The following is a 20025-nucleotide window of genomic DNA, read 5'->3' as shown; positions in this document are numbered from 1 at the left end:
TCACCTGCGCGCGGTGCCCACCTCGGCCGCGACGGCGACATCCCCGCGGACCACCGCGTCGATGAACTGCCTCGCCCAGAGCATCACCTCGCGGCCCTGGACCGGCTTGCCGCCGATGCGCGCGGTCATCGGCCACGGCACCAGCACCGTGCGCACGGCCGGCTTGAGCACCGAGCCCGGGTAGAGCCGCTTGAGCCGCAGCTGCGCCGACTCCGGCAGGTCGACGGGTGCGAAGCGGATGAACTTGCCCTGCGCCGTGACGTCGGACAGCCCCGCGGCGCGCACGTGCAGGCGGAACTCGGCCACCTCGAACAGGTTGTCGACAGCCGCGGGCACGGCGCCGTACCGGTCGACCAGCTCGGCGCGCGCGTCGCCCAGCGTCGCCGTGTCCAGCGCGGCCGCGATCTTGCGGTAGGCCTCGAGCCGCAGGCGCTCGTGCGCGATGTAGTCGTGCGGGATGTGCGCGTCGACGGGCAGCTCGATGGTGACGTCCGGGACCTCCTCCTCGACCTCCCCGCGGAAGTTGGCCACCGCCTCGCCCACCATGCGGATGTAGAGGTCGAAGCCGACGCCCTCGATGTGCCCCGACTGCTCGCCGCCCAGCAGGTTGCCGGCGCCGCGGATCTCGAGGTCCTTCATCGCCACGGCCATGCCCGCGCCGAGGTCGGTGTTCGCGGCGATCGTCTGCAGCCGGTCGTGCGCGGTCTCCGTCAGGGGCTTCTCCGGCGGGTACAGGAAGTAGGAGTACGCCCGCTCGCGCCCGCGGCCCACGCGCCCGCGCAGCTGGTGCAGCTGCGACAGGCCCAGCAGGTCCGCCCGCTCGAGGATCAGGGTGTTCGCGTTGGAGATGTCCAGGCCGGTCTCCACGATGGTCGTGCAGACCAGGACGTCGAACCGCTTCTCCCAGAAGTCGACGATCACCTGCTCGAGCTGGTGCTCGTTCATCTTGCCGTGCGCCACCGCCACCCGGGCCTCGGGCACCAGCTCCATCAGGCGGGACGCGGTCTTCTCGATCGAGTCCACCTTGTTGTGCACGTAGAACACCTGGCCCTCGCGCAGCAGCTCGCGCCGGATCGCGGCGCTGATCTGCTTCTCGTCGTACGCACCGACGAACGTGAGCACGGGGTGCCGCTCCTCGGGCGGGGTGGCCAGCGTCGACATCTCGCGGATGCCCGTCACCGCCATCTCCAGCGTGCGCGGGATCGGGGTCGCGCTCATCGCCAGCACGTCGACGTTGGTGCGCAGCGCCTTGAGCGTCTCCTTGTGCTCGACGCCGAACCGCTGCTCCTCGTCGATCACCACGAGGCCGAGATCCTTGAACCGCACCTCGCCCGTGATCAGCCGGTGCGTGCCGATGACCACGTCGACCGTCCCGTCGGACAGGCCGGCGACGACCTCCTTCGACTCCTTGGGCGTCTGGAACCGGCTCAGCGCCTTCACCGTCACGGGGAACGCGCTGTACCGCTCGCTGAAGGTGTCCAGGTGCTGCTGCACCAGCAGCGTCGTCGGCACCAGGATCGCCACCTGCTTGCCGTCCTGCACCGCCTTGAACGCCGCCCGCACCGCGATCTCGGTCTTGCCGTAGCCCACGTCGCCGCACACCAGGCGGTCCATCGGGATCGGCTTCTCCATGTCGGCCTTGACCTCGTCGATGGTCGCCGCCTGGTCGGGCGTCTCCACGTACGCGAACGCGTCCTCGAGCTCGCGCTGCCAGGGCGTGTCCGGCCCGAACGCGTGCCCGGCGGTCGCCATGCGCGCCGAGTAGAGCCGGATGAGCTCCGCGGCGATCTCCTTGACCGCCTTCTTGGCACGGCCCTTGGTCTTGGCCCAGTCGCCGCCGCCCATCTTCGACAGCGACGGCGCCTCGCCGCCCACGTACTTGGTCACCTGGTCCAGCTGGTCGCTGGGCACGAAGAGCCGGTCGCCCGGCTGGCCGCGCTTGCTCGACGCGTACTCGATGACCAGGTACTCGCGCGTCGCCGCGTTGGCGCCCGTGCCGATGGTCCGCTGCACCAGCTCGACGAACCGCCCGACGCCGTGCTGCTCGTGCACCACGTAGTCGTGCGGCCGCAGCTGCAGGGGGTCGACCACGTTGCGCCGCCGGCTCGGCATCCGGCGCATGTCGCGCGTGCTCGTCCCCGCGCGGCCCGTGAGGTCCGACTCGGAGAACACCGCGAGGTGCAGGGGCTCGGCGACGAACCCGGGCCCGACGGGCGCGGGCACCACCAGCACCACGCCGCCCTCGGGCTCCTCGGTGACGGTGGCGACGAGCCGCGCCGGCACCTCGGCGGCCCGGAGCTGCTCGACCATGCGCTGCGCCGGGCCGTGACCCTCGGTCGCCAGCACCAGGCGCCAGCCGGCCTGCTGCAGCACGCGCACGTCGGCGACCGCCCGCGCGACCTCCCCGCGGTAGCGCTCGACGTCCCGCGCCCCGATCACCAGGGTCTGCGCGGTCGCGGCGAGGTCGTCCGCCATGGCGGCCAGGTGCGGGGCGAGGTTGCGCGCGGCGGTGTGCCCCGTGCCCGTCGACCCCTCGTAGAAGTCCTCCGGCTTGGCGGCCTCCGTCGCGTCGACGTCGAGCGAGAACGGCGACAGCGTCCACCAGCCGAGGCCGCGCACGGCCGCGAGCGCCCGGATCTCGGCGAACGAGGCGAAGCTCGCCGCCGACAGGTCCAGGGGCGTCGCCGCGCCCGCCGCCGCGGACGTCCACGCCGCCTCGAGGAACTCCTGCGTCGTGGCCACCAGGTCGTGCGCGCGCCGGCGCACGCGCTCGGGGTCGACCATCACCAGGAGGCTGTCGTCCCCCACCAGGTCGAGCACCGGGACCATGTGGTCGACCAGCGCGGGCGCCAACGACTCCATGCCCTCGACCGCGATGCCCTGCGCCAGCTTGTCGAGCATGTCGACCGCGCCGGGCAGCTGCGGGATCAGCTCGGTGGCCCGGGCCCGCACGGCGTCCGTCAGCAGGATCTCCCGGCACGGCGGGGCCCACACGCCGTGGTCGGCCACCTCGAGGCTGCGCTGGTCGGCGACGGAGAACCAGCGGATCTCCTCGACGTCCTCGCCCCACAGCTCCACGCGCAGCGGGTGGTCCTCGGTGGGCGGGAAGACGTCGACGATCCCGCCGCGCACGGCGAACTCGCCGCGCTTCTCCACCATGTCGACCCGCGTGTAGGCGGCCGCGACCAGGCGCTCGGCCAGCTCCGCGAGGTCGACGCGGTCGCCCGTGCTGATCGCGACGGGCTCGAGCTCGCCCAGGCCGTCGACCACCGGCTGCAGCAGCGCGCGCACCGGGAGCACCAGGACGCGGACCGGGCCGGCGTGGCCCTCCGTCTCGGGGTGGGCCAGCCGGCGGAACACGGCCAGCCGGCGCGCCACGGTGTCGCTGCGCGGCGAGAGGCGCTCGTGCGGCAGCGTCTCCCAGGAGGGCAGCACCGCGACGTCGTCGGCCGGCAGGTAGCAGCGCACAGCGGCGGCGAGCTCGTCGGCGTCGCGGCCGGTCGCGGTGACGACGACCAGGGGCCGCCCGCTCGCGAGCGCGGCCAGCAGCGGGGGCCGGACGCCCGCGGGACCGACGACGTCGAGCTCGCCGCGGGCGCGGACGTTCTCGACCGCGGCGGCGGCGGCCGGGTCGGCGAGCAGGGCGGGCAGGAGGCCGGTCAGGTCCATGGAGTCCTTCACATGGTCGGGGGCGTGCGCACAGCACGACCGCCCCGGATCCGTCGGACCCGGGGTGCGTCGCAAGTCTACGAGCCGCCACCCACACGCGACCGCTAGCCTGCGCGCAGGCCCGGAGACGCAGGGCTCCGGAGCGAGGATCGGGAGGCGCCGTGCACGTCGTGGTGGTCGGGGCCGGGATCGTCGGGCTCGCGGTGGCGGCGCGCCTGACCCGCGACGGCCACCACGTGACGGTCCTGGAGAAGGAGCGGGCCGTCGCGGTGCACCAGACCGGCCGCAACTCGGGCGTGATGCACTCCGGCCTGTACTACGCCCCCGGCAGCCTCAAGGCGACGATGGCGGTGGCCGGCCAGCGGAGCATGACGGCCTACGCCCGCGAGCACGGGGTCGACGTCGAGATCACCGGCAAGCTGGTCGTCGCCAGCACTCCCGAGCAGGTGCCCGGGCTGCACCGGCTGGCCGAGCGCGCCGTCGCCAACGGGGTGCCGGCCCAGCTGGTCGGGCGGTCGGGTGCCCGGGAGCGCGAGCCGCACGTGGCGTGCGTGGACGCGCTGTGGGTCGAGAGCACCGGGATCGTCGACTACACCGGCGTGTGCCGAGCCCTGGCGGCCGAGGTGTCGGACGGGGGCGGTGAGGTGCGGCTCGGCACGTCGGTGGTCGGGGCGACCGAGACCGAGGACCGGGTGCACCTGCAGGTCGAGAGCGGGGGGACGACGACCGAGCTGCGGGCGGACGCCGTCGTGGCGTGCGCCGGGCTGCACGCCGACCGCGTCGCACGGGCGTGCGGGCTCGAGCCGACCGCGCGGATCGTGCCCTTCCGGGGCGAGTACTACGAGCTCTCCGCGACGGCGGCCGAGCTGGTCAACGGCCTGGTCTACCCGGTGCCCGACCCGCGGTTCCCGTTCCTCGGGGTCCACCTCACCCGGATGCTCGCCGGCGGGGTGCACGCCGGGCCCAACGCCGTGCTGGCCCTCGCGCGCGAGGGGTACACGTGGCGCGACGTGAACCTGCGCGACGCGGCCGACGCGCTGACGTGGCCCGGGCTGTGGCGCATGGGCGCCCGCAACGTCGTGCCGGGTGCGCGCGAGGTGGGCCGGTCGCTGTCCCGGCGCGCGTTCGCGCACTCGCTGGCCGCGCTGGTCCCCGCGATCGTGCCCGACGACCTGGTGCCCTCCCCGGCGGGCGTGCGCGCCCAGGCGGTGGCCAGGGACGGGCGGCTGGTCGACGACTTCCTCCTGCAGCGCACCGCACGCCAGGTGCACGTGCTCAACGCCCCGTCGCCCGCGGCGACCTGCGCGCTGGAGATCGCCGACCACGTGGCGGGGCAGCTGCCGGTCGCCTGAGCGGCTGTGCCTGGACCGAACGTGTGACGGCGCCGCCCGGGCACGGGTGAAAACGTCTGCCGACCGTCCCGACGGGTATTCCCGTAGGTACCGTGAGCACGTTCCTGATGTCCGCTTTCTGGCCTTTTGGTCGTTCGTCGACCCGCCGGATCCCGCCCCCTCGAGGTCGTCGATGCTCCCGCCGCACCGCCCGTCCCGGGCACCCGTCGCAGCCGCTGCCCGCGGCCGCGCCCTGGTGCTCGCCACGGTGCTCGTGCTCGGCGCGACGGCCGGCTGCACCGCGCCGCGCCCGACCACCGAGGACGGGCCGTCGTCGTCCGCGAGCGCCGCACCGCACCGGGCTCCCCGGGCCGGCGCCTCGGCCGCGCCGACGGACGCACCCGCACCCGCGGCGACCGGCTCCTCGTCGGACGGCGGCGCGGCGGGCGCGCTGGCCAGCGAGATCCTGCCGTCCCAGGCCCCTGCGCCGGGCAGCCTGTCCGACGTCGCGGCGGCACCCGCCGGGCCGTCGCTGACCGGCCCGCTCCCGGCGACGGGCGCCGCCAACGGCGCGGTGGTCAAGGGCTTCCCCAGCGACGTGGTGCCGATCCCCGCCGGGCTCACGGTCGTGTCGACCTCGGTGTCCGCCTCCGGCAACCGCCTCCAGGTGGGGCTCCAGGCCAGCAGCGACGCGGCACCGGCCGACGTCCAGGCCGCCTACGTCGCGACCCTCGGCGCGGCGGGCTTCACCGTCGGCGACTCGCCCGCGCTGCCCGGCTCCACCGCCACGGCCTTCACGCGCGGGCCGGACGCGCTGGTGCTCACGGTCCGCGACCGCACCGGCGGCGGCACCGAGCTCTCCGTCTCCGGCACGCTCACGACGGCCGGGTGACGCCGTGTACCTGTCCCTGCGTGACCGGCCCGGCCGAGCCGACGCGGGCTCCGCGGACGAGGCCCGGGCCGCCAGAGCGGCGCGGCGGACCCGCGTCTCGTCGGTCGTGGTCACCCTCGGCGTCGTCAGCATGCTCACGGACATCTCGTCGGAGTCGGTCGCCGCGGTCCTGCCGCTGTACCTGACCACGGCGCTGGGCCTGTCGACGCTGGCCTACGGGTTCGTCGACGGGCTCATGCAGGGCGCCAGCGCCCTGGTCCGGATCGCGGGTGGCTGGGCCGCCGACCGGGGCGATCACCCGAAGTGGGTCGCGGTGGTCGGGTACGGCCTGTCGGCCGTGACGCGCGGCGTGCTGCTCGTGGCCAGCAGCTTCGGCGCCGTGACCGCCATCGTCGCGGTCGACCGGATCGGCAAGGGCATCCGGACCGCGCCGCGCGACGCGATGATCACCGCGTCCAGCGACCCGCGCACGCTCGGGCGGTCGTTCGGCGTCCACCGCACCCTGGACACGATCGGCGCGGCGCTGGGCCCGCTGCTGGCGTTCGTCATCCTGTGGGCCATCCCCGACGGCTACCAGACGGTCTTCGTCGTCTCGTTCGGCGCCGCGGTCCTCGGGCTCGCGGCGCTGGTGCTGCTGGTGCCCGACCTGCGCCCCCGCCGCGCGGCCTGGCTCACGCAGCACCGCACGCGCGAGGCCCGCAAGCTGCCCAAGTGCAAGGGCTGCAGCTGCGACATCGCGGGCCTCGAGCCCGCGGGCCGCCCGTTCAGCTGGCGCTTCCTCACCGAGCCCGGCCTGCGCCGGCTCTTCGTGACGGCCGGCGTCCTCGCCCTGCTGACGGTCGGCGACGGCTTCATCTACCTGTCGCTGCAGTCGCGCGACGGCTTCGCCACCCAGTGGTTCCCGCTGCTGTACGTCGGCACCAACATCGCCTACATGTCGCTCGCGCTGCCCGTCGGGCGCCTGGCGGACCGGGTGGGCCGGGCCCGCGTCTTCGTCTGGGGCCACGTGGCCCTCGTGGCCGCCTACGTGTGCGCGGGCGTCGCCGCCGTGTCGGCCGCCTCGACGATCGGGGCGCTGCTCCTGCTCGGCCTCTTCTACGCCGCGACCGACGGCGTGCTCGCCGCGCTCGTCGGGCGCCGGGCCGCCCCGAACGTCCGGGCCTCCGCGATCGGCACCGCGCAGACCGTCGTCGCCGTCGCCCGGATGGCGTCGTCCGCGCTGTTCGGCCTGCTCTGGTACACCGTCGGCCGGGGCCCCGCGATCCTGTCGGTCGCCGTGCTGCTGGCCTGCGCGGTCCCGGTCGCCTGGTTCTTCGTCCGCGGGCTCGACGCCCCGTCGCCGGACGAGGAGGAGCCCGCGCTCGCCGTCGCCGGTGACGAGCGATGACGCGCGTGCCCTCGCGCGTCGCCGTCCTGGTCGCCATCACGGTCGTGGTCGTGCTCGGCGTGGGCGGCTACGCCGTCGCCGCGTGGCGGGGGCACCGGGCCGCGGTCGCGTCCGCTCCGCCCGTCGCGTCGACCGCCCTGGACGCCGTGCTCGCCGGGCCGCACATCGTGTTCCGCTCGACGCTGCCCGGTGATGAGTACGGGCTCGTGGGAGCCGTCCCCCTCGACGACCCGGCCGGCCCGCGCGCGTTCACCGACGTCGCGTGCGACCGCGTCGACGTCTCCGGGCCGCTCGCCTCGTGCCTGCGCACGATCGCCGGCATCGCGACCCGCTGGGAGGCCGAGCTGCTCGACGCCGACTGGCGGCCCGTCGAGACCTGGGGGCTGCCCGGCATCCCCAGCCGGACGCGGCTCTCCGACGACGGCTCGCTCGTCGCGACCACCTCGTTCGTCACCGGCCACTCGTACGCCACCGTCGGCTTCTCCACCCTCACGGAGATCCACCGCAGCGACGGGACGGACCTGGGCAACGTCGAGGACTTCGCCCTCACGGTCGACGGCCAGCCGTTCGCGGCGTCCGACCGGAACATCTGGGGCGTGACGTTCGTCGACGACGACGAGTTCTACGCCACCGCCGCCTCCCAGTCGGCGGGGAAGACGTGGCTGGTCCGCGGCTCGGTGTCCGACCGCACGCTGACCTCCGTGCGCGAGGACGCCGAGTGCCCGTCGATCTCGCCGGACGGCACGCAGGTCGCGTACAAGAAGGTGGTGGACCACGCCGCCGGCCAGCCCGTCTGGGCGCTCGCCGTGCTCGACCTCGCCTCCGGGACGGAGACGCTGCTGCCGGCGACGAAGGGTGTCGACGACCAGGCGGCGTGGCTCGACGACGACACGCTGCTGTACGGCCTGCCGCGGGAGGCCGAGCCCGGCACGACCGACGTGTGGGAGGTCGACACCTCCGCCGACTCGGTGCCCGCGGTGCTGATCCCCGGGGCGTGGTCACCGGCGGTGGTGCGGTGATGACGTCCTCGGCGCCGGGCACTGCGCGACCCCCGACGCGGGGGTACTCGCCCGCCCTGGACGGACTACGGGCGCTCGCCGTGCTCGCCGTGCTCGCCTACCACAGCCTCGGTGAGCTGTTCCCCGGCGGGCATGTCGGCGTCGACGTGTTCTTCGTTCTCAGCGGCTTCCTCATCACAGGAATCCTGATGCGCGAGGTGGAGCGGACCGGATCGATCTCCTTCAAGGCTTTCTACGCGCGGAGAGCGATCCGACTCTTTCCCGCTCTGGTCCTTCTTGTCGCCGTCGCTGCAGTCGCCTTCGCCGTCATTCCCGTCGGCGACCGCGCCGACGAGTTCCGAGGACTCGTTGCGGCGGTGACCTACACGTCATCGCCGCTCCAGGCTGCCGGCGTCAACCTCAGCTCGCTGGGTCACGCGTGGTCGCTCTCGGTCGAGGAGTACTTCTACCTGGTGTGGCCGCTGCTCCTCTTGGCCGTCGCTCGTTGGTGGCCACACCGCCTCCTGGCCGGAACCTTGAGCATCACCGCCGCAGCCGTCTTGTACCAGGCAGCGATCGGGACCTTCACGTCGTGGCCGGTCGACCGCGTGTACTACGCGCCCGACACGCGCGCCGCGCAGCTCCTCGTCGGCTGCTCGCTCGCCGTCCTGGTCGCGCGCGGGCGGGCTGTCGCCCGTCCCTTCATGGCGATCGTCGCGATCGCACTCATCACCGCATTCGTGCTCGTCGAGGCCATGATCGGGCCGCGCTTCTACCGGGACGGGGGGTCCACGCTGGTCGCGCTGGCGGCAGCGGTCGCCATCTCCGCGGTGGTGCATCAACCCGAGTCACGCGTTGCGCGCACGCTCGCGATCGGGCCTCTCGTGTGGATCGGACGCCGGTCGTACGGGATCTACCTCTGGGGACCGGTGCTCGCGACGATCGTCGCGACGGTTGTTCCGCACTCCGCGCCGCTCCTGCCCATCATCCTCGTCCTGACCTTCGTCGTTCCGGCACTCTCGTTCCGGTTCGTGGAGAAGCCCTTCCTCGAGCTGAAGTCGCGCTTCGAGCCGCGGACGAATCGCGCGGATGAGCGGCCCACCCCACGCGTGCAGTCCGCGCAACCGGAGCGACAGTGAGGCACCCCTGCGCCGCGCATCGTTGCCCCCGCTGCCGTGCGCATCGCTCATCGGGCCCCCAGCTCGAGCAGCGGGCGGGTGAATCCGCTGGTGGAGTCGCCGACGGCGGACTCGCGACGGCTCGATCCGCAGGTAGCGTCACGATGTCGGCGCGTCCGACTTGGACCAGATCGTGTCATCCAGTCCCTGCGTCACCACGAGGACCGAGAGATGCCCTACAACGTCCGCTATCTGCGTCGGTCGTGGCGAAGCTCGCGGCGTGTTGCGCGTTCGCCACGGTGGTTGTCGCACCGGTCGACGGGTGCGTCGCACAGTCACCGGTAGCGGAGGGGCGAGGATGACACCCGACGCAACGGAGACGGCTGGTGCGCCCTCGTGCCTCACGCTCGCGCCGTACTCCTTCTCCGGCCGTGGGCCCGCGCAATCGTGTGCCCAGATCGCGCAAGCGATGGTGGCCGCCGGTCTGCGCACGCGCGTCGTCGCCGGTCGCGTTCGCTCACCGCTCGGGCAGGGCGTCGAGACGCGGGCCCCCTGGGCGCCGGTCGTCCGCCGCCTGCCGTGGGGACGCGTCGAGCCGGCCGCGCTGCGCCTGTGGGAGGCTGCCGCGCGCGCCGAGCTGAGCTCGGCCGATCCACGGACCACCGTCGTCCACGTATGGCCGGGCACACCAGCGACCCTGGTTCGCGAGGCAAACGACCGCGGCTTCGTGACGGTTCGCGAGATGATCAACTCCGCACTCGCAACCTCCGGGCCGATCCTCGATGCCGCGTACGCGCGCCTGGGGCTGCCCCCGACACATACGGTGACCGCACAGGGCATCGCCGACGAGACCCTCGAGCTGGCGCTGTACGACTACGTGTTCGCGTCCAACCCTGAGGTCGAGCGCTCGCTCCAGGCCGTGGGGATACCGTCCGCCCAGATACTCACCACCACTTTCGGGTGGTCCCCCGATCGGTTCGCCGATCCCGGGCCGGTCGTGCGCGACGTGCCGTTCCGCGCAGTCTTCGTCGGGCGTATCGGCGTCCGCAAAGGCGTACCAGAGCTGCTTGACGCGTGGGCAGACGCCGCCGTCGACGGTGAGCTGCTCCTTGTGGGCGAGGTCGACCCCGAGATCGCCTCGCTCGTTCAGGCTGCCACGCGATCGGGAACGGTCCGCCTGGCCGGCTACGTCGAGAGACCGGCTGCGGCCTTCGCCGCCTCCGACGTCTTCGTGTTCCCCACGCATGAGGAGGGCGGTCCGCAGGTGACGTACGAGGCCGCCGGGTGTGGTCTGCCTGTCATCACGACACCGATGGGGGCAGCCCGGCTGATCGTCGACGACGTGAACGGGTTCATCGTCGACCCCGGATCCTCCGACCAGCTCGCAGCGTCGATCATGCGCGTCGCGGGCGATCCGCTGGGGCGCCGGCGATGGGCCGCAGCCGCACGATCCGGTGCGGCGGAGTTCGTCTACGAAGCGGTCGGGGCACGACGGGCGCTGATGCTGCGCGCGCTGTTGAGCTGAGGACCAGGCACCCCGGTGCTCGCGCTGCGGGGACCACTCGCCGGGGCATGGTTGTAGCCCCGCAGCTCAGCGGGCCGGGCCGCGCGTCCGGACGAACGCCTCGAGCGCGCCCGGCCGGTCCAGGTCGACGTACTGCCGTCCCCAGGGGTCCGCCGCGTCGGGCGCGGGGTCGTCCGCCGGGTCGTGCGACCGGAACCGGAGCAGGCCGTCGAAGACGCCGAGGTACCGGCGCCGCTGGGGACGCCAGTCGAGCTCCGCGACGACCCGCTCGCGCGCGGCCAGCGACAGGGCGACCCGGCGGTCCTCGTCGTCCAGCAGGGCCTCCACGGCGTCGGCGAACGCCACCACGTCCCCGGACGGCACGATCACGCCGGTGTCGCCGGCCGAGTAGCGCGTCTCGGTGAGGTCGAACGACACCGCGGGCACCGCGTACGCCATGTACTCCATCGTCTTGTTCATGGTGGACGCGTCGTTCAGCGGGGTGTTGCGGTCGGGCCCCAGCCCGAGGCTCGCGGCGCTGAGGTACTCGCCGATCTCCCGCGGACCCACCCGCCCGGTGAACTCGACCACGTCGTCCAGGTGCAGCGACGTGCACTGGCGGCGCAGGTCCTCGAGCGTGTCGCCGAACCCGAGCAGCGCCGCGCGGACGTCGGTGCGCCCCCGCACGTGCACCAGCTCGTGCATGACCTCGAGCACCACGTGGACGTCGTCCTGCGGGCCCATGATCCCCAGGTAGACCAGCAGGTGCCCCCCGCGCGCCGGGTCCCCCTCGGGCACGACGGGGCGCATCCGGCGGGTGTCGGGCCCGCTGCGCACCACCTCCGTGTGCTCGCGGGGCACGCCGCCGCGCTCGAGCGCGACACGTCGGTAGGACTCGTTGGTCGAGATCACGCGGTCCGCGGCCCGGAACGTGCGCCGCTCCAGCCAGAGCAGCCCGCCGTACTGCGCCCGAGCGCCGGCCGTGCGCGGCTCGCCGAACCTCGATCGGAAGAGCTCCGGGTTGAGGTCGTGGTGGTCGAACACGAAGCGGACCCCGGCCACGCGCCAGAGCAGCGCGAGCAGCCAGTAGGTGTCCGGCGGGTTGCACGCCTGGATCACGTCGAACCCGCGCTCGCGCCGCACGACGACCGACAGCGCCGCCGTCCGCAGCCACGAGTACGCGAACTCCACGACGAACCCGAGCAGCCCGCTGGCCTCGGGGGCCGGCCGGTACTTGTAGATCCCGACGCCGTCGAGCACCTGCCGCGCGGGGTCGCCTGGCCCCTTGGGGCAGATGACACTCACCTCGTAGCCCGCGGCCGTCAGGGCCTGGGCCTCGAGCCACACCCGCCGGTCCAGCGGGACCGGCAGGTTCTGGACGATGATGAGGACGCGGGGCGGACGCATCAGGCCGGCGGGAGCTTGCCCTCGACGAACTGGGTGAGCGACCCGAGCGTCTCGAAGATCTCGCCGGAGAACTCCTCGTCGTCGATCGTGATGCCGAAGTGCGACTCGAGGGTGGTGACCACCTCGAGCACGCCCAGCGAGTCGAGCTCCGGGACGGCACCGAACAGCGCGCTGGACGCCGTCAGGCTGTCCGCGCGGTCCTGGATGCCCAGCGTGGTGACGACGACGCCCTTGACGTCGTCGATCAGTGCGTCGGTCATGAGGCTCCTTGGTGGTGGGTCAGACGAGGATCTCGACGGGGGCGGGGTGCCCCAGGAAGGCCGTGGGGCTGGCCGTCAGGCCGTACGCCCCGGCCTGGAAGACCACGACGAGGTCGCCGACGTCGGCCCGCGGCAGCTCCACGCGGTCGCCCAGCAGGTCGAGCGGGGTGCACAGGCAGCCGACGACGGTCGCGGTCTCCTCGGGCTCGGCGGACACCCGCTCCCCGATCGCGAGCGGGTAGTTGCGGCGGATCACCTGGCCCAGGTTGCCGGACGCGGCGAGCTGGTGGTGCATCCCGCCGTCGACCACCAGATAGGTGCTCCCGCGGGAGACCTTCCGGTCGACCACGCGCGTGACGTAGACCCCCGCCTCGGCGACGAGGTACCGGCCGAGCTCCACGACGAAGTCGGCGTCGGGGAGCGCCGGGGCGAGCCGGCCGTCCACCTGCTCCGTGAGGTTCGCGGCCACCGCGGCGATGTCGAGCGGCGTGTCCTGGGGGAAGTAGGGGACGCCGAACCCCCCGCCCAGGTTCACGTACCGCACCGGCTGCGGGGCGTCGGCGCTCAGTGCGAGCACCAGGTCGACCGTGCGCACCTGGGCCTGGGTCAGCAGCTCGGCCGAGAGGTTCTGGGAGCCGGCGAAGACGTGGAACCCGAGCAGGTCGACGCCCGCGGCGTCCAGCTCGCGCAGCAGGTCGGGCACCTGCTCGGCGTCGACGCCGAACTGCTGGGGGCCGCCGCCCATCCGCATGCCCGACCCGCGGACGGCGAAGTCCGGGTTGACGCGCACCGCGACGCGCGGCCGGATGCCGAGCTCCTCGCCGGCCGCGACCACGCGCCGCCCCTCGCCGCTCGACTCGACCTCGATGGTGACGCCGGACGCGACGGCCTGCTCGAGCTCCGCCACGGTCTTGCCCGGTCCTGCGAAGCTCACGCGCGTCGGGTCCGTCCCGGTGTCGAGGGCGACCCGCATCTCGTACGCGCTGGCCACGTCGAGCGAGTCGACCAGCGAGGCGAGCAGGTGCACCACGGCCGGCATGGGGTTGGCCTTGACGGCGTAGCCCAGGCTGAGGCGCGCGGGGAGCAGCGAGCGCAGCAGTGCCACGCGCTCCTCGACGAGGCGCCGGTCGTAGGCGAAGAACGGCGTCGAGCCGACGCGCCGGGCCAGCCGGTCGACGCCGATCCCGCCCACGCTCAGCACGCCGTCGACCTCGCCGAACGCGGTCACGGTGGTGGAGGCCGTCACGACTCGTACTCCGCCCGGACGCGGGGGCGGTCGTACTTGCCGTTCGGCGACCGGGGCACGGCGTCGCGGACGACGATCTCGGCGGGGACCATGAAGCCCGGCAGCGCGCTGCGCAGGGCTGCGAGGAGCGCGTCGGGGTCGAGCGTGCCGCCGGCCGCGGGGGCGACCACGAGCACGATGCGCTGGCCGAGCCGCGGGTCGTCGGCCCCGAACGCGACCGCGTCGACCGCGAGCTCCGTCCGCAGGGCGGCCTCCTCGACCTCGGTGGGGCTGACCCGGTACCCGGACGTCTTGATCATCTCGTCGGCACGCCCGACGAAGTACAGGAAGCCGTCCTCGTCCGCCACGACCGTGTCGCCCGACCACACCGCGAGCTCGGGCAGCCGGTGGCCCGTGGTCGGACCCGGCACGGGCCGGAACCGCTGGGCCGTGCGCTCGGGGTCGCCCCAGTAGCCCAGCGACACCAGCGCGCCGCGGTGCACCAGCTCGCCCGGCTCCCCCGGGTCGCAGCGCGTGCCGTCGGGCCGGACCACCAGGATCTCGGCGTTGGGGATGGCCTTGCCGATCGAGTCCGGGCGGCGGTCGACCTCGGCCGGGTCGAGGTACGTCGAGCGGAACGCCTCGGTCAGGCCGTACATGAGGTAGGGCCGCGCGTCCGGGAACAGCGCGCGCAGCCGGTCGAGGATCGTCTTGGGCATCCGGCCGCCCGTGTTGGCGAAGTACCGCAGCGACGTCCGCGCGTCGTCGGGCCACTCGAGGGCCGAGATCTGGATCCACAGCGGCGGCACGCAGGTCAGGCCCGTGACCTTCCAGCGGGCGCAGGCGCGCGGCACGTCGGCGGGGACGAGGTAGTTGAGCAGGACCACGTGCGCGCCCACGGACAGGGCGGTGGTGACCTGCGAGAGGCCCGCGTCGAAGCTCAGCGGAAGGACCGACAGGATGACGTCGTCGGCGGTGTTCTCGAGGTACTGGCTGACGCTCTGGGCGCCGACGACGAGGTTGCGGTGGCTCAGCACCACGCCCTTGGGCAGCCCGGTGCTGCCCGACGTGTAGAGGATCGCGGCCACGTCGACGTCGATGCCGGGCGGCGGGGGCTCGGTGGCCGCGTCCCGCATCAGCTCGGTCCACCCGTGCACGGCGGCGGCGGTGCCGGTCGGAGCGGCCGAGCCGTCGACCACGACGACGTGCTCGAGGTCCTGGCACTGCGCCAGCACCTCGGCCAGCAGGTCGAGCCGCGGCGCGGACGTCACCAGCACCCGGGCGCCCGAGTCGGTGAGGATGTGCGCGACCTGCTGGGGCTTGAGCAGGGGGTTCACGGGGACGAAGGCGCCGCCCGCCACCGACGCGCCGAGGAACGCCGTGACGGTCTCGGGGCGCTTCTCGAGGAAGACGGCGACGCGGTCCTCGCGCGCGATGCCGAGGCCGGCGAACGCCGATCCGCAGCGCCGCGCCGCGGCCCACAGCTCCCCGTAGCTCAGCGTCTCCGTCTTGAAGGAGAGCGCAGGAGCGTCGGCGGCCGTCTGCGACCGCGATTCGAGGAGCTCGTGCCAGACCGTCGCCACGGCGTCAGCGTAACGACCGCCGTGGGGCAGATCCCGGACACATGGGGTGAAGTCACCACGTCACGCAGGTGATCTCGCTGTACAGGTCGTCGATGTCCGCGGCCTCGACGTCGGCCCCGCGGAAGAGCTTCGGGCGGCCCTGCACGGTCCTCGAGAACCCGACCGGCCCGCCGACCACGCGGCGCTCGGCGAGCAGCACCGGCATGCCCCGCACGAGCAGGTGCGCGCCCAGCCGCCCGACGCCGCGGGCGAACAGGGCCGCGTCCCCCACGTGGACCAGCGCGGCGAACAGCGGCATCCGCTTGCGGCGCACCCGCCGGTACATGACGTAGCAGGGCATCCCACCGACGAGCAGGACCACGTGCGAGACCGCGGCGGCGCCGGCGTGGTCGCGGAAGATCTCGGCGTCCCGGCCGGTGAGCAGGCCCGCGATGCGGCGCTCGTCGCGGACGAGCCGCACCCGCGGACGCCAGAACGGCAGGTTGGGACGCACGTCGGTCGTCGTGTCGAGCGGCTGGAACCCGAGCCGGAGGTCGATCGGCACCACCGAGCCGCTGGGCGACAGGTCGGTGAACACGTCGGCCCCCGACGCGAGCAGCGCCCGCAGCAGGCGCAGGCCCTGGGCCCCGTGGCCGTCCAGCACGCACCAGGCCGCCAGGTTGCACACCCGCCGCTGCCGGCCGCCGATCACCCGCTCCGAGTAGAAGGCGGCGTAGACACCGACCAGCCGCCCGTCCTCCTGCAGGCAGAACCCGTGCGTGGGCTCGGCCGTCTGCCACGGGGGGACGAGCGCCCGCGCCCAGCCCTCGACCGACAGGCCGCCGTTGAGGTTCTCGTGCAGGAACCGGGCGACCTCGAGCAGGTTCTCGTCGTCGACGGGGGTGATGCGGACCGGGGGCGTCACGGTCGTGCAGCCTGCCATGTCAACCCGGGCATGTCATCGCCCGCAGGGCCCGTCGGGGGTGTCACCCGACCGGGCGAAGGATGTCCGGAGATGCCCGGTTTCATGGGGCAACCGCCTCAGTTCGTCTCACATCATGAGACAAATCTCGGATCGAGTTTCGTTGGACATTCGCCCAGTTCAGGGAGGGATCCGAGGATAATTCCGATTGCTCCGTCCGGGTGAAGGTTTGTCGGTAAGTTCACCCATGCCAGCATGAGGGCCGCTTCGTTATCTGAAAGTGACAAACGGCGCCCCTCCGCACGGAGACATGGGACATCGGTCGATCCAGACCTCCCGGCGGCGCCGCGATGGGTTGGGAGACACACCACGTGAACCGTACGAGAACGCACCGAGCGCCCATGCGGCGCGCGACCCTGGCGCGAGTCGTCGCCACCGTCGCAGCAGCAGCGGTGGCTGGGGTCACCCTCAGCATCGCCAGCTCCGGCGCCACCCTCACTGCCGCGCAGGCGGCACAGGCGATCAGTGGCAAGGTCACGGTCTGGGGCGACGCCGCCCCCTCGACCGGCGCGGTGGACAGCGACACCGACAGTGTCGAGCTGGGCACGCCGTTCACCCCGACGAAGGACGGCATCGTCCTCGGGGTCCGCTTCTACAAGACCGCCGAGAACACGGGCACCCACGTCGGGAACCTCTGGGACGGCACCGGCAAGCGCCTCGCGTCCGTGACGTTCACCGGCGAGACCACCAAGGGCTGGCAGACGGCCTACTTCGACAAGCCCGTGAACCTCAAGGCGTCCTCGAGCTACGTCGCGTCCTACCTCGCCCCGAAGGGCCGCTACTTCCAGGCGCAGCAGTTCTGGTCCGGCTCCACCACGGACCTGCTCGCGGTGCCGCGCGGCAGCTCGGGCGTCTACTCGTACGGCAAGAGCAGCGCGTTCCCCACCAAGACCTGGAACCGCAGCCAGTACTGGGTCGACCCGGTCTTCGCCCCGTCGACGGGTGACGCCGGCACGCCGACGGCCACGCCGTCGCAGACCCCGTCCTCGACGCCGACCAAGACGCCGGTCCCGACGCCGACGGCCACCCAGACGCCGACCCCGACCGCGACGCCGACGGCCACCCCCAAGCCGACCGCCACCCCGACGGCTACCCCGAAGCCGACGGCCACCCCGACGCCGACCCCCACGACGTCGCCGACGACCCCGCCCGCGAGCAACGGCTTCCCGAGCGCATCGACGACCGGCGTTCCGGCAGGCGTCGCACTCACTCCGTACACGGGCCCCTCGCGGATCACCCAGCCCGGCACCGTGATCGACGGCAAGCTCATCACGACGACCCTCGTCATCGCGCCTGGCGCTGACAACGTGACGATCCGGAACTCGAAGATCAAGGCAGAGGGCTTCTGGCTGATCCTGAACGACGGCGGCGCCAAGAACCTGCAGATCGTCGACAGCGAGTTCGACGGCATGGGCAACACCGCGAACGACTCCGCCGTGGGTGGACACAACTTCACCATGACGCGCGTCAACATCCACGGGACGGTCGACGGCCTCAAGGTCGGCGACAACGTGACGGTCCAGGACACCTACATCCACGACCTCGTCGTCACCGCGGACTCGCACAACGACGGGATCCAGTCACTCGGCTCGGACGACACCAAGATCCTGCACAACACGATCATCGTCGGTGAGGGCGCGACGTCCGCGATCATCCTCTCCACGGGCTCGGCCGACTCGATGCGCCGTGTCACGATCAGCGGCAACCTGGTCGGAGGCGGTTCGTACGCGATCTACGGCGGCTACCAGCGGGGGACCGACGACCTTGCCAAGGTGTCCGACATCTCCATCTCGGGCAACTACTTCACCACGGTCATCCATCCCCAGAGCGGCGCGTTCGGGCCGATGACCTCGGTGGACTCACCCGCAGTGACGGTCACCAACAACTACTGGTACGACGGGCCCAAGGCGGGGCAGCGCCTCTAGGCGCGTTCGCCACAGGCTTGTAGCGCGACAGTCGCGAGCGAGAGCCTCCGGTGCGTGGAGTGATTCACATGCACACACCGGAGGCCCTCGCTCGTTGCTCGCCCTCCCTCAGCGGGACGCCGGTTGCCGTGCGCGTATCGACGGGAGGGTCGTTCCCTCCGAGTCGAGTCGTCGCGACCGACGGCGTTCGAGCTCCACGACGGCTGCCGTGGCGCCGCCCGCGGCGATCAGCCAGATCATCGCGATCGCTTTGGTCTTGCTCCCCGACATGTAATAGACGTTGGGGGGATCCGGCACGACGGTGGTCGTGATGAGGTCGCCCGCAGCGACGCCCTGCTGCATGTCGGCCAGCTCGGCGGCGATCCGCTGGAACAGGTCCTGCTGCCGTGCGCGTACAGCGTCCTCGGTGGGCCCGCTCACCTCGACGACGAGCACCTGCCGGGGGTAGTAGCGGCTCCACTGACCGCCGTTGTCCGGCAGTCGCACGATCCACCCGTCGTACACGCCCTCGCCGACGATCGTGGCGGCGGGATCGGACACCTTGTTCCAGGTGAGGTTCCCGTTGATGCGCTTCGCGACGATTCCCGCGGTGATCACCAGATCGGTCGAGGTCGTCTGCAGGGCGTTGGGGTTGTTCGAGCTCGTCGGCGCGAGAAACGTGACCTCCGCGCGCGACCAGTAGACGCCCCGACTCTGCTTGACGACGTAGCTTGCGCCGAGCGCGAGAGCAACCACGAGCATCAAGACGTACCACCGACGTACGAACGCCTGCAGCACGTCCCAGATGCTCACCGATGCCTCCCGGCTCGATTCTCGCAGAGACGCGCGCGCATCGGCGCTGGTGAGAGCGTGGAGAAAGAGTGACGGACCGGGCGAACTTCCGCGTGCACGCAGATCGCCCAACACTCGAACGGTTAGCCTGGGAATGCCGCCGGACAGCCCCGGTGTACATCCGTTGCACGGTCTCAGGACCACCGATCGAGCAGGGAGCACGTGGACCTCACCGCAGTCATGGCGTCGCTCCTGCGGCGGTGGTACGTCGTCGTCGCAGGGGTGCTGGTCGGTGGCGCGCTCGTCGTGGCCGCGCTCCAGTTCGTGCCCCCGAGCTACAGTGCGGCCGGCAGCATGTTGCTCCTCCCTCCGCAGGCTGACGTGAAGGAGGGCACGAACCCGTTGCTCCAGCTCGGCGGGCTCGAGCAGCCAGCCTCGCTCGCGGTCGCCTACCTCTCCGCCTCCGACGTGCAGCAGAAGTTCGGCGAGGACTTCCCCGGGGCACTCTTCACGGTGCAGGTCGACCCCCTGTCGCGCGGACCGCTCGTCGTGTTCACCACCGAGGCGCCCACACCCGACGGGGCGATCTCATCTCTCCGAGGAGCGGTTGAGCTCCTCCCGGATGCGCTGCAGACGCTCCAGGACAACGTCGACGCGCCCCAGGAGTCCCGGGTCCGAGCCGTGCCCCTGACGATCGACGAACGGGCGACGATCGTCAGAGGGTCGACTCTCCGCGCTGCGATCCTTGCGGGTGGGGCTGGGCTCGTGCTCGCGTTCGCCGGCGCCGTCGCCCTGGACAGCCTCCTCGTGCGTCGTGCGTCCCGCCGCTCCGGACGGCGACGTTCGACGCCAGGCGAAGCGCGCGGCGCTTCCAGCACCACCGCCGCCGACGAGCCGACGCCAGCCGAACCGTTGAGCGCGCAGTGGGCACAACAGACGGCCCCAGCTCCACAACGCCGATAGGCGCTGATCGGTGCCGACTCCGCGACCGCAG

General features: G+C 72.6%; 15 protein-coding genes. 8 read left to right on the top strand and 7 right to left on the bottom strand.

Translation table 11 applies throughout. The annotated features are described in order from the left end of the window. A complete protein-coding gene (mfd, locus tag AB5970_RS08630; protein ID WP_370503520.1) occupies positions 1-3669 on the bottom strand; it encodes a transcription-repair coupling factor in 3669 nt (1222 codons plus the stop codon). A gap of 161 nt (positions 3670-3830) precedes the next feature. Between mfd and lhgO the strand changes: the two genes are divergently transcribed. The 6 genes from lhgO to AB5970_RS08600 all read left to right on the top strand — a co-directional run bounded on the left by lhgO (position 3831) and on the right by AB5970_RS08600 (position 10920). Further along, positions 3831-5021, top strand: a complete 1191-nt coding sequence (gene lhgO, locus AB5970_RS08625; protein WP_370503519.1) for an L-2-hydroxyglutarate oxidase — start codon at positions 3831-3833, stop codon at positions 5019-5021. A gap of 172 nt (positions 5022-5193) precedes the next feature. Then, positions 5194-5892, top strand: a complete 699-nt coding sequence (locus AB5970_RS08620; RefSeq protein ID WP_370503518.1) for a hypothetical protein — start codon at positions 5194-5196, stop codon at positions 5890-5892. 4 nt (positions 5893-5896) lie between these two features. Then, entirely contained in the window at positions 5897-7279 is a 1383-nt protein-coding gene (locus AB5970_RS08615) for an MFS transporter (RefSeq protein ID WP_370503517.1), read from the top strand. Then, entirely contained in the window at positions 7276-8298 is a 1023-nt protein-coding gene (locus AB5970_RS08610; protein ID WP_370503516.1) for a hypothetical protein, read from the top strand. Before AB5970_RS08615 ends, AB5970_RS08610 begins: the two co-directional genes overlap by 4 nt. After that, positions 8298-9416 (top strand): acyltransferase family protein, encoded by a 1119-nt coding sequence (locus AB5970_RS08605; RefSeq protein ID WP_370503569.1) that lies wholly within the window; start codon positions 8298-8300, stop codon positions 9414-9416. The genes AB5970_RS08610 and AB5970_RS08605 overlap by 1 nt, the downstream gene beginning before the upstream one ends. A 337-nt stretch (positions 9417-9753) precedes the next feature. After that, positions 9754-10920, top strand: a complete 1167-nt coding sequence (locus AB5970_RS08600; RefSeq protein ID WP_370503515.1) for a glycosyltransferase — start codon at positions 9754-9756, stop codon at positions 10918-10920. 66 nt (positions 10921-10986) lie between these two features. On the opposite strand, the gene AB5970_RS08595 is transcribed toward AB5970_RS08600, so the two are convergent. Genes AB5970_RS08595 through AB5970_RS08575 form a run of 5 tightly spaced genes read right to left on the bottom strand, consistent with a single transcriptional unit; the run spans position 10987 to position 16278 of the window. After that, positions 10987-12306: a glycosyltransferase family 4 protein gene (locus AB5970_RS08595; RefSeq protein WP_370503514.1), complete on the bottom strand. Its 1320-nt coding sequence runs from the start codon at positions 12304-12306 to the stop codon at positions 10987-10989. Next, complete coding sequence (locus AB5970_RS08590; RefSeq protein ID WP_370503513.1) at positions 12306-12566, bottom strand: acyl carrier protein; 261 nt, start codon at positions 12564-12566, stop codon at positions 12306-12308. Before AB5970_RS08590 ends, AB5970_RS08595 begins: the two co-directional genes overlap by 1 nt. Positions 12567-12585: 19 nt before the next feature. Continuing rightward, the gene (locus AB5970_RS08585) at positions 12586-13812 is read right to left on the bottom strand and encodes a pyridoxal-dependent decarboxylase, exosortase A system-associated (protein WP_370503512.1); all 1227 of its coding nucleotides are present in this window, start codon (positions 13810-13812) and stop codon (positions 12586-12588) included. Continuing rightward, on the bottom strand, positions 13809-15374 hold the full coding sequence (locus AB5970_RS08580; RefSeq protein WP_370503511.1) for an acyl-CoA ligase (AMP-forming), exosortase A system-associated: 1566 nt from the start codon (positions 15372-15374) through the stop codon (positions 13809-13811). Before AB5970_RS08580 ends, AB5970_RS08585 begins: the two co-directional genes overlap by 4 nt. A 52-nt stretch (positions 15375-15426) precedes the next feature. Further along, positions 15427-16278, bottom strand: coding sequence for a hypothetical protein (locus tag AB5970_RS08575; RefSeq protein ID WP_370503510.1), 852 nt, complete (start codon positions 16276-16278; stop codon positions 15427-15429). Between the two features lie 398 nt (positions 16279-16676). Here AB5970_RS08575 and AB5970_RS08570 point away from each other — a divergent pair, with 398 nt between their 5' ends. Further along, entirely contained in the window at positions 16677-18260 is a 1584-nt protein-coding gene (locus tag AB5970_RS08570; protein WP_370503509.1) for a DUF4082 domain-containing protein, read from the top strand. Positions 18261-18368: 108 nt separating this feature from the next. Here the strand turns inward: AB5970_RS08570 and AB5970_RS08565 are convergent, their stop codons facing one another. Next, on the bottom strand, positions 18369-19052 hold the full coding sequence (locus AB5970_RS08565; protein WP_370503508.1) for a hypothetical protein: 684 nt from the start codon (positions 19050-19052) through the stop codon (positions 18369-18371). Between the two features lie 201 nt (positions 19053-19253). Between AB5970_RS08565 and AB5970_RS08560 the strand changes: the two genes are divergently transcribed. Then, positions 19254-19994, top strand: a complete 741-nt coding sequence (locus AB5970_RS08560) for a hypothetical protein (RefSeq protein WP_370503507.1) — start codon at positions 19254-19256, stop codon at positions 19992-19994. The last annotated feature ends 31 nt before the right edge of the window (positions 19995-20025 follow it).

The organism is Cellulomonas sp. ICMP 17802 (assembly GCF_041295535.1).
Taxonomy (GTDB): Bacteria; Actinomycetota; Actinomycetes; order Actinomycetales; family Cellulomonadaceae; genus Cellulomonas.
The sequence above is the reverse complement of the archived record's forward strand: the minus strand, read 5'-3'. Positions and strand labels throughout refer to the sequence as shown.

Coding starts and splice junctions, on each gene's coding strand:
- mfd (WP_370503520.1), bottom strand. CDS start 3,669: ATGGACCTGACCGGCCTCCTGCCCGCCCTGCTCGCCGACCCGGCCGCC.
- AB5970_RS08620 (WP_370503518.1), top strand. CDS start 5,194: ATGCTCCCGCCGCACCGCCCGTCCCGGGCACCCGTCGCAGCCGCTGCC.
- AB5970_RS08610 (WP_370503516.1), top strand. CDS start 7,276: ATGACGCGCGTGCCCTCGCGCGTCGCCGTCCTGGTCGCCATCACGGTC.
- AB5970_RS08605 (WP_370503569.1), top strand. CDS start 8,298: ATGACGTCCTCGGCGCCGGGCACTGCGCGACCCCCGACGCGGGGGTAC.
- AB5970_RS08600 (WP_370503515.1), top strand. CDS start 9,754: ATGACACCCGACGCAACGGAGACGGCTGGTGCGCCCTCGTGCCTCACG.
- AB5970_RS08595 (WP_370503514.1), bottom strand. CDS start 12,306: ATGCGTCCGCCCCGCGTCCTCATCATCGTCCAGAACCTGCCGGTCCCG.
- AB5970_RS08590 (WP_370503513.1), bottom strand. CDS start 12,566: ATGACCGACGCACTGATCGACGACGTCAAGGGCGTCGTCGTCACCACG.
- AB5970_RS08570 (WP_370503509.1), top strand. CDS start 16,677: ATGCGGCGCGCGACCCTGGCGCGAGTCGTCGCCACCGTCGCAGCAGCA.